The 12,788-nt window shown below is 48.5% G+C and carries 17 protein-coding genes; 12 read left to right on the forward strand and 5 right to left on the reverse strand.

Annotated features, from left to right (window positions below; all coding sequences use genetic code 11):
* Nucleotides 1-48 precede the first annotated feature (48 nt).
* From MRBLPE1_RS24830 to MRBLPE1_RS24845, 4 genes are all read left to right on the forward strand, one after another.
* Nucleotides 49-483, forward strand: coding sequence for a YciI family protein (locus tag MRBLPE1_RS24830; protein WP_364150563.1), 435 nt, complete (start codon nucleotides 49-51; stop codon nucleotides 481-483).
* Nucleotides 480-1,748 (forward strand): RNA polymerase sigma factor, encoded by a 1,269-nt coding sequence (locus tag MRBLPE1_RS24835; RefSeq protein WP_364150566.1) that lies wholly within the window; start codon nucleotides 480-482, stop codon nucleotides 1,746-1,748. Before MRBLPE1_RS24830 ends, MRBLPE1_RS24835 begins: the two co-directional genes overlap by 4 nt.
* 78 nt (nucleotides 1,749-1,826) lie before the next feature.
* On the forward strand, nucleotides 1,827-2,261 hold the full coding sequence (locus MRBLPE1_RS24840) for a YciI family protein (RefSeq protein WP_364150569.1): 435 nt from the start codon (nucleotides 1,827-1,829) through the stop codon (nucleotides 2,259-2,261).
* Nucleotides 2,262-2,350: 89 nt separating this feature from the next.
* The gene (locus tag MRBLPE1_RS24845) at nucleotides 2,351-2,692 is read left to right on the forward strand and encodes a DUF1801 domain-containing protein (RefSeq protein WP_364150572.1); all 342 of its coding nucleotides are present in this window, start codon (nucleotides 2,351-2,353) and stop codon (nucleotides 2,690-2,692) included.
* Nucleotides 2,693-2,780: 88 nt separating this feature from the next.
* Here MRBLPE1_RS24845 and MRBLPE1_RS24850 read toward each other — a convergent pair whose 3' ends face one another.
* Entirely contained in the window at nucleotides 2,781-3,746 is a 966-nt protein-coding gene (locus MRBLPE1_RS24850; protein ID WP_364150575.1) for an alpha/beta fold hydrolase, read from the reverse strand.
* A gap of 141 nt (nucleotides 3,747-3,887) precedes the next feature.
* The gene (locus MRBLPE1_RS24855; protein ID WP_364150577.1) at nucleotides 3,888-4,532 is read right to left on the reverse strand and encodes a YitT family protein; all 645 of its coding nucleotides are present in this window, start codon (nucleotides 4,530-4,532) and stop codon (nucleotides 3,888-3,890) included.
* A 153-nt stretch (nucleotides 4,533-4,685) separates the two neighbouring features.
* Here MRBLPE1_RS24855 and MRBLPE1_RS24860 point away from each other — a divergent pair, with 153 nt between their 5' ends.
* Complete coding sequence (locus tag MRBLPE1_RS24860; protein ID WP_364151497.1) at nucleotides 4,686-5,123, forward strand: Lrp/AsnC family transcriptional regulator; 438 nt, start codon at nucleotides 4,686-4,688, stop codon at nucleotides 5,121-5,123.
* Between the two features lie 82 nt (nucleotides 5,124-5,205).
* Here MRBLPE1_RS24860 and MRBLPE1_RS24865 read toward each other — a convergent pair whose 3' ends face one another.
* Nucleotides 5,206-5,454, reverse strand: a complete 249-nt coding sequence (locus MRBLPE1_RS24865) for an excalibur calcium-binding domain-containing protein (RefSeq protein WP_414698925.1) — start codon at nucleotides 5,452-5,454, stop codon at nucleotides 5,206-5,208.
* 285 nt (nucleotides 5,455-5,739) lie between these two features.
* Here MRBLPE1_RS24865 and MRBLPE1_RS24870 point away from each other — a divergent pair, with 285 nt between their 5' ends.
* Complete coding sequence (locus MRBLPE1_RS24870) at nucleotides 5,740-5,934, forward strand: DUF2188 domain-containing protein (RefSeq protein ID WP_364150580.1); 195 nt, start codon at nucleotides 5,740-5,742, stop codon at nucleotides 5,932-5,934.
* 204 nt (nucleotides 5,935-6,138) lie between these two features.
* The gene (locus MRBLPE1_RS24875; protein ID WP_364150583.1) at nucleotides 6,139-7,725 is read left to right on the forward strand and encodes a sensor domain-containing diguanylate cyclase; all 1,587 of its coding nucleotides are present in this window, start codon (nucleotides 6,139-6,141) and stop codon (nucleotides 7,723-7,725) included.
* Nucleotides 7,726-7,914: 189 nt separating this feature from the next.
* Here the strand turns inward: MRBLPE1_RS24875 and MRBLPE1_RS24880 are convergent, their stop codons facing one another.
* Complete coding sequence (locus tag MRBLPE1_RS24880) at nucleotides 7,915-8,673, reverse strand: MBL fold metallo-hydrolase (protein ID WP_364150586.1); 759 nt, start codon at nucleotides 8,671-8,673, stop codon at nucleotides 7,915-7,917.
* A gap of 179 nt (nucleotides 8,674-8,852) precedes the next feature.
* On the opposite strand from MRBLPE1_RS24880, the gene MRBLPE1_RS24885 reads away from it, so the two are divergent.
* From MRBLPE1_RS24885 to MRBLPE1_RS24900, 4 genes are all read left to right on the forward strand, one after another.
* Complete coding sequence (locus MRBLPE1_RS24885; RefSeq protein ID WP_364150589.1) at nucleotides 8,853-9,464, forward strand: TetR/AcrR family transcriptional regulator; 612 nt, start codon at nucleotides 8,853-8,855, stop codon at nucleotides 9,462-9,464.
* Nucleotides 9,465-9,559: 95 nt separating this feature from the next.
* The gene (locus MRBLPE1_RS24890) at nucleotides 9,560-9,976 is read left to right on the forward strand and encodes a hypothetical protein (protein WP_364150591.1); all 417 of its coding nucleotides are present in this window, start codon (nucleotides 9,560-9,562) and stop codon (nucleotides 9,974-9,976) included.
* A 14-nt stretch (nucleotides 9,977-9,990) separates the two neighbouring features.
* Nucleotides 9,991-10,179: a hypothetical protein gene (locus MRBLPE1_RS24895; RefSeq protein WP_364150594.1), complete on the forward strand. Its 189-nt coding sequence runs from the start codon at nucleotides 9,991-9,993 to the stop codon at nucleotides 10,177-10,179.
* Nucleotides 10,180-10,462: 283 nt separating this feature from the next.
* On the forward strand, nucleotides 10,463-10,663 hold the full coding sequence (locus MRBLPE1_RS24900) for a hypothetical protein (RefSeq protein WP_364150597.1): 201 nt from the start codon (nucleotides 10,463-10,465) through the stop codon (nucleotides 10,661-10,663).
* Nucleotides 10,664-11,166: 503 nt separating this feature from the next.
* Here the strand turns inward: MRBLPE1_RS24900 and MRBLPE1_RS24910 are convergent.
* Nucleotides 11,167-11,391, reverse strand: a complete 225-nt coding sequence (locus tag MRBLPE1_RS24910; RefSeq protein ID WP_364151503.1) for a hypothetical protein — start codon at nucleotides 11,389-11,391, stop codon at nucleotides 11,167-11,169.
* A gap of 225 nt (nucleotides 11,392-11,616) precedes the next feature.
* On the opposite strand from MRBLPE1_RS24910, the gene MRBLPE1_RS24915 reads away from it, so the two are divergent.
* Nucleotides 11,617-12,765 carry a polysaccharide deacetylase family protein gene (locus MRBLPE1_RS24915; protein WP_364150600.1) on the forward strand — a complete coding sequence of 383 codons (1,149 nt, stop codon included), beginning with the start codon at nucleotides 11,617-11,619 and terminating at the stop codon, nucleotides 12,763-12,765.
* Nucleotides 12,766-12,788 lie beyond the last annotated feature (23 nt).

Raw genomic sequence — 12,788 nt, forward strand, 5'->3', positions numbered from 1 at the left:
AGGAAGAGGTAGTTATATTTCCAAAATGAATGCGGGAGGAAATTAAATATGAGATTTATGATGATCGTTAAAGGTACCAAGGATTCCGAGGCAGGGATAATGCCCAGCCAGGAGCTTCTCGAAGCGATGCTCCGCTACAACGAAGAATTGGCTAAGGCAGGCGTGCTGCTCGCTGCAGATGGATTGCAGGCCAGCTCGAATGGCATTCGGATTTCCTATCCGAATCCTGGAGAGAAGCCGAAAGTTATCGACGGGCCATTCACCGAAGCGAAAGAAATAATAGCCGGATATACGCTTATTGAAGTTAAGTCGAGGGAAGAGGCAATCGAATGGGCCATGCGCATGCCGGATCCCCATGGAAACGGCGAAGGGGAAATCGAGCTGCGGCAGGTGATGGATGCGGAGGATTTAACGCAGAATCCGGAAACGCTGGCGATGGAAGCCGCGCTTCGCATCCAAATGGAGAGGCCTAAGAAGTCGTGAACGGTTCCGCAGCCCAGCGCACAATAGATGCCATCTGGCGAATTGAATCGGCCAAGCTGATTGCCGGATTGACGCGGATGGTGCGTGACATCGGTCTAGCAGAAGACTTGGCACAGGATGCCCTTGTTATTGCATTGGAACGGTGGCCAGTCTCCGGCATACCGGATAACCCCGGGGCTTGGCTCATGACGACGGCGAAGCGCCGAGCGATCGATTTCATCCGCAGGAGCAAAGTCCGCGAACAGAAATACGAGGAGTTTGGGCAAGGAAACGAAATGTACACCGAGGACGATATTGATATGGCGATGGATGGCGAAGTGGGGGATGATCTTCTTCGGTTAATTTTCATGACCTGCCATCCAGCCTTATCGCAGGAGGCACGGGTAGCGTTGACGCTGCGTCTGCTGGGGGGTCTTACGACCGATGAAATCGCGCATGCATTCCTCATCGCGGAATCGACGATTGCGCAGCGGATTGTCCGGGCGAAGCGCACGTTAAGCAGCATGCGTGTTGCCTTCGAGGTTCCTGCGGGCGAGGAACTCAAGGAACGCCTGTCGACGGTGCTCGAAGTGATTTATCTGATGTTTAATGAGGGCTATACGGCAACTTCCGGCGGCAGCTGGATACGTCCGCTGCTTTGTCAGGAGGCGCTTAGGCTTGGGCGTGTCCTTGCGGAAATCGCAACTGGGGAACCGGAGGTTCACGGCTTGGTTGCTTTGATGGAAATCCAATCGTCGCGGTTTAAAACCCGGGTAAGCGCTGCGGGCGAACCCATCCTGCTTATGGATCAGAATCGCGGATTATGGGACCAGCTGCTGATCCGCCGCGGCTTGGCTGCTCTCGAACGCGCACAGAAGCTCGGGCGGCCGCTTGGTCCCTATGCGCTTCAAGCTGCGATTGCTGCATGCCACGCGAAAGCCCGTACCGCAGCCGAGACCGACTGGGCACGAATTGCGGCCTTGTATGAAGCTTTATCACGTGTAATGCCGTCGCCTGTCGTGGAATTAAACCGCGCGGTGGCGATTGCCATGGCCTTCGGTCCAGCCTTTGGCCTGCAAATCGTAGATGAGCTGACCTCTGTGCCATCGTTGAAGGACTATCATCTGCTGCCGAGCGTGCGGGGAGATCTATTGGTGAAAATGGGCCGCAGCGGTGAAGCGCGCGGTGAATTTGAGCGTGCCGCGTCGCTGACACGCAATGTACGCGAGCGCGAGCTGATGTTAAAGCGCGCCGCGGAATGCACTTCAGATGAGCATGTCGATTAGCGGGTTTCCCGTTCGTCGTTATAGTAGCGGCGGGTTTAACTGCATTCCGTCCTCATTCCAATTCGGGAGGAAACACCAATGCGATATATGTTAATGGTGAAAGCAACAAAGCATTCAGAAGCTGGCGTGAAGCCGGGCTGGAAACACCATGATGCGATGGCAGCGTACAACGAAGCCTTGGACAGCGCCGGCGTGCTCCTTGCTGTGGAGGAGCTGCGGCCGAGCTCGAGTGGACTGCGGATCACGTATCCGGTAAGCGGCGAGATGCCTGAGATTATGGCTGGACCATTTGCGGAGACGGGAAGTTTGGTAGCAGGATATACGCTGATTGATGTGAAAACGGAAGAAGAGGCCATCGCATGGGCGATGCGCATGCCGCATCCAAGCGGTTGCAGCGAATGCGAAATCGAGCTCCGCCTGCTTTTTGATAATGAGAGCCTGCTTCGGGCTTCCGAATCAACGCTGCTGGAAGCCGACCTGAGAGACCAAATTGACATGCTGAAAAAAAGCTAAAGTTATTTTTCATAGCTGTCGAAATGGCCGTTATCCGTTCGTCGTGTTAATAGAGCCATGAATTTTACAAAAAAAAGGAGACGGAAAAAATGAATCAAGAAGTAACGGAATTTATCGGAGCGATAACATTGCCTTGGCAAGGAGAACTTTGCGCCCGCCTGCGCGAGGCTGTTCATGGAGTGATTCCCGGCGTTCAGGAGCGCATTCAATATAAGAAGCCGCATTTTTTGAGCAATGGAAAATACGCGGCCGTTATTTCGACGTCGAAAGACGCCGTCAGCTTTACCATCTTTAACGCGAGTGAGCTATCGCTTCCGGAAGGCTTGTTCGAAGGTCCGCCGGAAAGAAAAACAATCAAGATTCGTGAAGGGCAGGCGGTCGATTGCGAGCAGCTGTCATCGCTGATCGGCCAAGCAACTGCAGCTTTATAGGAATACGCTGATGCTAGGTTCACAACGGGATGGACGAAAAACAGAGCTAAGGGAGGGTGGTCTCCTTAGTTCTGTTTTCATTTCGTTTTTATGGGTTAACCAGCCGCAGCAGTTCATCAACAACAAGCTCTGGATGATAGCTGTGCAGGTAATGGGAGCTGTCTTGCACGATGATTTGCTTGCCGGAAACAGACCATGAGGGAAGCGCGGCTTCATTGTCTTTCCATGCGCGGTCATCGGCGAGCTTACCGAAATAATCCGCCGTCAGTACGGTAAGAGGGATATTGAGAGGTTTTCCGCCCGCTAGCACGATTTCGGCGTTTTCCCGGCTTTGCCGTATTTCATCTCTCATATTCCGATTTCCGACCTTAAGCAGCGTGGCCTTGCGATTCAATTCCTTCCGTTCCTCCGTCAACAGCATATCTCCGTTGCTTTGGTTGGCAACCCATTCAGGGAAGCCGTTAAAATGATACAAAGCCCGCAATAGGCCGGTTGTTCGGAGCCCGCTGTGTATCCACGGAATAAAAGTAAGTTCCGGGCTGGTTTTGTAATATTCCGGACTTCCGCCTTCCGTAAGCAGAATGCCCTTCACTTCTTCCGGGAACCGCTGCGCATACCGAATAGCTTCCAGGGAACCCAATGAGTGCGCTGCAAACACATAAGGCGGCTTCTGCCCGGAGACGAGCAGCAGCTCATGAATTTCGTTGGTAATCGTATCGATATCCCGTTTTCTGTCCGTCATATCGCTGTAGCCATACCCAAACCGGTCATAGACGGCAATCTTTGCATGCGACTTCAGGCCTTCATACAAAGGTGAGAAATCGGCGTAAGGATTCACCGTTCCCCATCCGGAAGCGAATACGATCGTCGTGTCCCCTTCCCCTTCCGTATAGAGATGCATTTTGCTGCCTGCTACTTCATAAAGCTTCCCGACAGGTTTGTATGATTTTTTGTCTTGTACGGAGCCATACCATTGATATACGGTTCCGATACCTGCTAGCCCCACAAGTATGGCGAGCAGGTAAACCACTATTTTGCGAACACGTCTCCACAAGTTCTTCCGTCTCCCTTCAAGCTATGCGCTAGCTACCTTCCAGCACTTCGTTCCTTCTAATGTATAGGAATATTATGGAAGGTAAAACCATCTTTAGCAGGGGGGGGCGCCCCGACTTTGGTCTGGTTACGCCGTTTGGTGTTACGAAGCCGACACGCGTGAAAGGGGATCATCTTTGGTTTTCCCGGCACTCGGTTTTCTTCTTTTATAGAAGGACAAGATCCCCGACGTAACGGCAATAGATAATGCGGAGAAAAGCCCGCTCGTAAGCGAGAATACGGATAGGCTGGTGAGGACAACCAGGAAGTCGAAGGAGAAGTTGGTTTTGCCGGGATTGATCCCGTATTTCTTGTACAGGTAAACCGCAAGAATCGTTGCGCCGCCAAGGGAAGCATCGTTTCGAAACAAAGTGGTAAGGCCTGCTCCGATGAACGCGCCTCCGACAATGGCTCCAATCAACGGCGGAATCGTAAAAGCAGGCAATGCATGGTCCGTGGCGCTTATTACGGAGAGAAGCGCAATGGCAAGAATGGTTTTGAAAGTAAATGATTTGCCCATGTAAAAATAAGAGAAAATAAAAAACGGCAGGTTAAGCAAGCCGAAAATATAGTGGAATGGGACATGCAGCAGCGGCGATAAGCTTAAAGAGAGTCCGGCTGTTCCGCCGGTGACGATATGCGAATGCTTCAGGACGACCAAACCGCCGGCGATCACGAAGCAACCAATTGCAATATGGAGCCAAATTCTTGCGGTTTCCTTCATCTTGTTGCCTGACTTCCGTATCATATTGCATGCACCGCCTGTTTAAGTTTGTTAATTTAAGGATACAAAACAGCGCGTACCGGATATATAATAAACTGAACGAAAATAATGTGAGTTTAGGTTACATTGAATCAAATAACCGCTTCTTTTCTGCAAAATGAAGGAGGGCTTGCGATGATGGATCAATTGGATCGAACGCTGCTCCAACTGCTGCAGGAGGATGGGCGAATGACTGTCAGCGAGCTTTCCAAGCGACTGGCCTTAAGCCGTCCCAGTATATCGGAGCGTATGCTTCGTCTGCAGGAGAGGGGAGTCATAACCGGATTCGGCGCACGGGTATCGCCGGCCGCTGTGGGAAGGAACATCCAGCTGATTATTCAAATGAGCGAGTTGAAGGTGTTCCCAACGGAGTTCGAAAAACGCATTATGAATGACGATGATATTATAGAATGCCATCGCGTAACCGGAACGGTCAGCTATATTTTGAAGGCGGCGGTAACGGGGATGGATGCGCTGAGCGAGCTCGTGGAGCGGCTTATGCCCTTCGGTAATGTCAATACGTCGGTTATCCTTTCTTCTCCGGTGATGAACCGGAGTATACTGCCAAAGGAATAAACACGTAACCCGTGCCTTCACACCGAATGGCGCAAAAAAAACCGCACAGGCCTTAGCCCGCGCGGTTTTCTTATGCTCTTTTCTATTTCTCGCAAGCAATGAGGTCCTTGTCCCTGTCGCTTTTCTTGTTAGCATCGTACAAGGCTTTAGAGACGAATGGTTTATATTTCGTTTTTCCACCCTTATTTTTAACGGAATCGGATTGTGCTACGCCGCCTGCATAGTCTTTATTTAGTTCTTTGCAGTTATTGTAGGTTTTCGCTTCAGATTTCGCGCTGGCTTGATTGCTGGGGATAGCGGGACTGCTGAGTAAGAGGCATGCCGAAATGATTGCAATGAGCTGTTTTTTCAAATTATATTTCTCCTTTATATGTAAATGGCAGTTGTTTCTTTTTGTATGATGCAACAGTCATCAAGCTTACGCCATAAAGCGGTTTAAAATCGTTTTTTTTCGATTGCCGAATGACGCTAATATGCTGATCAAAGCATGCCTATGAACGCCATTTGATTTTTTGATGTTTAATGCCGCACGCGCCTTGGGTAATAGTTAGTAGTTTTCGCAGGCGGTTGCAAGGCGTGAACGCATGCGATCCGAATACGAGAGGAGGGCTGCGCTATGCCATGGACAAAAGATGAATATCCGGATTCTCTAAAAAACTTTATGGCCCCGGTTCGCAATAAAGCGATTGAAATTGCGAATGCTTTATTGGAGGACGGCTATGAAGAAGGCAGGGCGATTGCGATTGCAACATCTCAGGCCAAAGAGTGGGGCGAGAACCGGGATAAGCAAATACGAAAAAAGACACAGTAGGCTGTTCAGGCCGCACGGAAAAACGCCGCCAACCCAAAAGCACTAACATGCTATTGGGTTGGCGGCGTTTTTTGTTACGTCCGATGATAGCTCTCTCCCATAATGTTTGGCGGATTTGAAATCGGCATCCATGCAGGAGTTATGGATATATTTGTCGAATACTGTCACTCTTATATCGTTCAATCATGGAAAAGGGTGTATAGGATGGGGAAACAGACACGGGGTGCCGGGCGTAAGGGTAAAATCAAATTTCAAAGCTTGCTCGTGGGGCTGCTTGCATTCACGTTATTAGGCTCGACCGTCATCTTGATGGCGGTCTCGATCCATAAGCAGAATGAGACGCTAACCGCGTCTATGCTGCAGAGAAATTTTGAGGGGGCGCGGAATTTAACGATATCGGTGAACACCATCAAAGATTTAATGTTCCACGAGCTGGGCAGCACGGCTCGCTATATGTTAGACGAGCGGATAACGTACGAGGATAATCCTCGTACGATCGGTGCGCTTCTTATGGGCAACCACATGTTCAACGGTGCGATGCTCGTGGATCAATCCGGCATCGTTCGGGTATCGACGCAGAATGCTGGCTTTCTTCCCGGGTATCAGCTTGATGACGAGATGCTATCGCATGCCAGTGGCAGACGAGGCCCATACGTATCCGAGGCTTTCCAAGCACCCGGCGGACATCGAATGATTATGGTGGTTCATCCGTTCCAAGCACCCGGTCAACCGTCCGGCGGATTCATTGTCGGCTTAATCGATCTGCAGGCGCGGAACGTGTTCACCGATATGTTCGACCATGCGATCAAGAGCAGCGTGGGAACGTACGCCTACATCGTTGACCGCCAAGGCGAACTTCTGCTAAACCCGGACGACAGCAGGGAGAACGAAATCGTACCGGCCAGCGTAATTCAAGAAACATTTAAAGGCGAAAAGACGCGATTCGCCGTTATCGGCAATCAACTAGGGGAAGAGAACTTTGCCGGTTTCTTGCGGGTTGCAGGATTGGACTGGGGGATTGTATTCCAGTCCCCGGCCTCGATCGTCAACGAAACGAAAAAAACGATCATGAGAACGCAGCTTGCATGGAGCGTACCGTTCATCACGGTAATTTTGGTGCTCTGCGTATGGATAGCCCGAAGGCTGGCATCGCCGTTTGTCTTGTTGACCGCGGCTGCCCGCAGGATTGCGATAGGCGAGAGGGTGGATCGACCGCCGTTTGAGAGCCATTGGAATTATGAGGCGCACCACCTGGCCCGGGCGATGATGACCGCGGTGCACGGCTTGCAGAGCGAAGCTGACAAGAAGAGCTTGCAGGCTCGAACGGATCATTTGACGGGTCTCGCGAACCGTGCAGGATTAGAGGAGTGGCTGTTGCACAGTGAAAATGAAACACGCGGATACGCGCTTATCGTTATTGACATCGACCATTTCAAAAAGGTGAACGACACGTACGGACATAACAAGGGCGACGAGACGCTCATCCATCTGGCTCATATTCTTAAGGCGGAATGCCGAATGGAGGATCTCGTCTGCCGATTGGGCGGCGAAGAGTTTGTGGCCGTGCTGCCGAAGTATTCGCTGCGGGAAGGAACGGAGCTGGCCGAGCGCATTCGGAGCAAGGCCGAGAGCGTCAACAGTCCAACAGGCAGGCCGATAACGGTATCGATCGGAGTGGCTCTTTATCCTGAGCATGGATCTCATTTTGAAGAAGTGTTCCAACGGGCGGATGAAGCGCTATATAAAGCCAAGCGTGCTGGACGCAACCGGACAATGGCAACAGCCGGATGACAAGCCGGGAAGTTAGTTTTTTTAGGAGAGAGAGTCATGCGGAGTATGAGGCCATAAAAAAGGCAGCCTATTTCTTCCTCGGCTAGCGCAGCAGATCGAGAACTTTTTGTTTAGAGGAGCCCTAGGTATATTTGTTAAAAGGTTGGGACCTCTTGATGGCGTCCCAGCCTCTTTTTTTTCTCGGATGAGCTAGAAAGATATAACCTCACCGTCTTCCGGAATGATTGCTGCATGCTCAAGGCCGCAATCCTTCAAAAATGCCCGGAGATGCTGACGTTTGAATGTGCAATGGCTGATGGCATCCATATGGACGGCGACCAGCTTCGTGGCTGGCGACAACTGCGCAATGCGAACGATATCCTCGGCGGTCATCGTAATAATCGTCCCTAACAGCATCTGAGCGCGCGGCGTATTCAGGACTGCAATATCCGGCCGGTTCGCACGAAATGCCTCTTCAATAGCTGGAGTGTAAATGCAGTCGCCGACCAAATAAACGGAGCCGTCTGCCGGTGTGCTTACAAGGAAGCCGGATACCGGTCCGAGCAGTCTGGCGGCAGCGCCCTTGGCATGCTGCCCTTTAATCCGTTTCATCTGAATGCCGCCCCATGCAATCGAATCGTCAACCACATGTACATTGCTGAAGCCAGCGGTTTGCAAGAAAGTTTGATCCTCCGGTTGGCAGAACACAGGGAGCGTCTTGTTCAGAATGGAGATCGCCTTTTTATCCAAATGGTCGAAATGCCGATGCGTCAAAAGAATAGCATCCATGTTTTCAAAAAAGTTTAGAGGAACGGGCAGAGGGGTTAATGGATTTCTGCGAAGAGACCGCGTGAAAGGAACAGGCGGAAGCTCGCCTACATCACTCAGCATCGGATCGACAAGTATTTTTTTGCCATTCAAGGTTAATACCGATGTAGCATTGCGAATATGTTGAATCGAAACAGCCATAATAACATCTCCTATACTCATTTAATACCGACCGGTCTGTTTTAAATTATCATATCTTTGTATTGGAATCAAGAGTGATTTTCCATAAATTGAAAATGTATCATTCCCGTAAGGTTGAACTCGAGTACAGAATATGCTAATTTAAGACCAATCGGTACTTTTTGAAATGAGGGCTGGATATGGGAAAAGGGCAAGTCACGAAAGAACACATTATCAGGCAGTCCGCTGGTTTATTTAATACCAAAGGATATGCAGGCACTTCATTGTCTGAAATCATCGAACGCTGCCAGGTCCGTAAAGGCGGCATCTATAATCATTTTGAAAATAAGGATGAAATCGCGCTGGCTGCATTTGATTATTCGTTTGCGCAATTAAAGAATTTGCTGGCCGAAGCAATAGCAACACGGTCTACCCCTACAGATAAATTACTGGCGATATGCGATGTGTATGTGACGCTAATTGAACAGGATGTGTGCGAGGGTGGCTGCCCTATCCTTAACACCGCAGTGGAGAACGATGATGGTCACCCGTTGTTAAAGCAAAGGGCGCAGCTTGCCATGACGGAGCTAATGACGGCCTTGGGAAAAATGATCAGGGAGGGCATCGAACTTCATGAATTTCGTAAAGAAGTGGATGTGGAAGCTGCGTGCAGCGTAATCATCGCTTTAGTCGAGGGCGGACTGATGCAAAGCAAACTATTTGATGATAGCCGGTACATTCGGCATTGCACCGATCAGGTAAGAGCGTATATAAAGGGGAGTCTGGAATTCACAACTATAAATAGGGAGTGAAATTCTTTTGTTCGTTGAAGAATTCCGAATGAAGCTTTTGAGAGGTTTAGGTTCGCCTCTTCTACATTTAATCAATCATAAGGATAATCATAGCGTTGAGAAACATCAGATCCGATAAAATTCACGGGTTTGCGATTGAACTGTTACAGATTAATAATCCGAATAAGCATGCCTTAATGCTTTTAATTTCCAATTATCAGCGACAGGATCTTGTTCTTATAGATAAAGTTATTTTTAAGAAACAAAACAAGTTTTCTTTTCATCATTGGGAACTAGATACTTTGCTTATTTTTAAGGAGAATATAGATCCTGCCGCTGTTGAACTCATGCTCTATATTTATAATCAGGGCTGGTGCACCTACTGCAGGGAAGGATTCATAGATATTATGATCGCTAATGATTGGCTGCCATCATCTATGCATGCTGAATTACTCCATGATTGTAACCTTGATATTCGGGAAAAAGCCAAGAAATCTATCAATCCTCATAGAATAGAGCAATTCTTACTATAAAGGAGTTGATAGCGATGTCAAGCAAAGGAGATTGGAAGAGCAAAGGTAACCGTAGCAATGGCGTGTTTTTGGGCATATCCGACGGCTGTGTCGTTATCAATGTGAAGGGCGTCGTTAGTTACGTTAAAATTTCTTCGATTACTGCAGTGGATGTTGGTTTTCACGCGAAAAAGAAAAGAAAGTTTAAATGCAAAAAGTCTTAGTATTGGTTTTTTTGCTTAGAACGGCATAGCCGTTTATTTATGATGAAGACAGAGCATCGTGGGGCATAACCTCTAGTGCTCTGTTTTTCTTTATTGTTACATACCAAAGTATTTAACTGATTTTTCGTCCTCCCATCAGCCTCCTGTTTATTTTTTGTGAACCATATATAAGAAGTGAAAGGCTGGAATCGGATCATCATATTCCTGCGCCGTACCGTAGGGTAATGTTAATTTTTCGCCAGTATGGGTACTAATAGGTATAAGTGAAGGGAGATGTTTAACCATGTCTGAATATACGAATCAACCATCGGAAATTCCTGATGTTAATCCTGGCAACAACCCGGAAATTTCACCGCCGGCCTCGCCCGAGATTATTCCCGGCCAGCCCGTCCCGGAAATTATTCCGCAGACCGATCCAGAGATTAAGCCGGATGTACCGCCGGAAGTCAGACCGGAAATGCCTCCAGAAATCCCGAACATATAATTAGGCCGCTGAGCGATAATAAAACGAAGAAAACCGGATTTCCCACATAGGGAAATCCGGTTTTTTGGCGATTAAGAGACATAAAATACGAAATCGGAGGAACCGGTTAATTCTCCATTGGTCTTCCAAGCCGGGGCGAACGATTATTTAATGAAGCCGGTCGATGCGTTAGAACTGAAATCTCGGGTACGGGCTTTAACGGACAATAAGAAATCATTCCGAGTACGATTGCGCGTGGAAGCGGCTTGGACAGGCTGGAGGAGCTGCTTAACAACGAAACGGGTGCCAGACAGGGAATTGGTCTTCGAAATACGGATCTGAGATTGAGGCAAATCTATGGCCAAGGCCTCCATATTCAGAGTACACCCGGTCACGGCACAAAAATATCATTTACGATCCCCGTCTCAAGCTGAAACCGCCACATCTGCCAATATAAATAGGGTTATTTGTTTTGCAAAAATAATGAACCGCCCAAGACTAGTTCTTGAGCGGTTCGTTATGGTTTAGAAAAGAGAACCAGGCATGCTGCATCCCGGAAAAGAATTAATGTCCTGAATAGTATTGGAAGGGTAATGCTTGGTGGCAAATTGGCTTTGATACAAGTACTCCATTAATACGACATTGCCGCCGGTGACGCTGCATAACACGCCTGTGACACCCTGGCCGTTCACAAAGGACACGCCGACAGGCTGGCCGACTAAGCCCAAGGCCTTTGTATACCACGACATTTGAAGCATGAATAATCACCTCCACATGCAGTGTATGTGGGATATTCGCGGAGGGGAAGCCCAATTGGCAGAGCAGCTTAACAATTATTGCAAGGCAATAAGCTTCAACATTTTTGTTAAATGTTGACATACATGATGCCATAAGTCCCAAATTATGGTACAGTTTCCTTATATGTTCACAGTGATAACCACTCGAACATTAATCTTTCTTTGTGAGGCGACGTCATGTATTTGCATATCAAATTCGTTCTTTTATCTATCATGCTAGTAATATCTACCATTGTTTTCAGCTACTTCGTCGTTCAAAGATATCATTCAAAAATCCCTATTATTAACCAAATGTTTACGGAAAGCGCCAAAAAAGCGAATTCGGATGCGGAGGAAATATCGCCTTACGATGGATTAAAGCCTGAAAATAATAATCCAAACGGCATTTATTATAAGGATCGTGTTCTTGTGCTGATGTACCATGATCTTAGTCCTGAGCCGAAGGACGCTGGCACATTATCCGTCGTTAATTTCGAGAAGCAGCTGGAGTTAATGAGAGATAATAACTTTCACTGGATAACGATGAGTGAGTACACGGATTTCATACTGCATTCGGCGCCTGTGCCGGACAACGCGGTGCTTCTTACTTTCGACGACGGTTATGAATCATTTTATACGTATGCTTATCCGCTTTTAAAGAAATATCAAGCCCCTGCGTCCAACTTCCTTATTGTCAATGCAATCGACAATCCGGAGTATAAAGGGATTCCGAAAGTGACCTGGGAGCAGGTTGAGCTGATGCATAGAAACGGCATTGAATTTTTCAGCCATACGTATGACTCGCACAAGTACGCCAAAACGGACTCCTCGAGTACGGAAGAAACTGCCATGCTTGCCGGTCGGATTTACCTGAAGGATCAGCAACGGCAGGAAACGGAGGAAGAGTACAAGCAGCGCATTACTAAAGACCTTAAGCAGGCCAATGACATCCTCCAGCAGAAGCTAGGCATCCAAAACCATGTGCTTGCTTTTCCTTTTGGAGGCTTCTCGAAGACACTTCTGGACCTATGCGGCGAATTGGGAATGGATGTAACGCTGACTGTGAAGATGGGTTTAAACAAGCCGGGACAAACGAACGGTTTTCGATTAAATACGGGAGGTATGGCCAATGATCCGGCGCTGCAGCTATCCCTCATGAAACACGCCGAGAAAAAGCTTGGCAGCATTCAATTTGATGAAGGCCCAAGAACGCGCCATTATTATACGCTCAAAGCCCTGCTTGTCCTAGTCGTTGTGGCTGCCCTCTGGTTATGGAGCGGATGGAGGCTGCTGGAGGAGAGAAAGCGTGCAATGAGCTTATATGGGGTAAAGGTATGGCTGGAATAGCCAGATTAATTCAAAGGGGCTGC

It is taken from the genome of Paenibacillus sp. LPE1-1-1.1 (assembly GCF_040676435.1).
In the GTDB taxonomy this organism is placed as follows: domain Bacteria; phylum Bacillota; class Bacilli; order Paenibacillales; family Paenibacillaceae; genus Pristimantibacillus.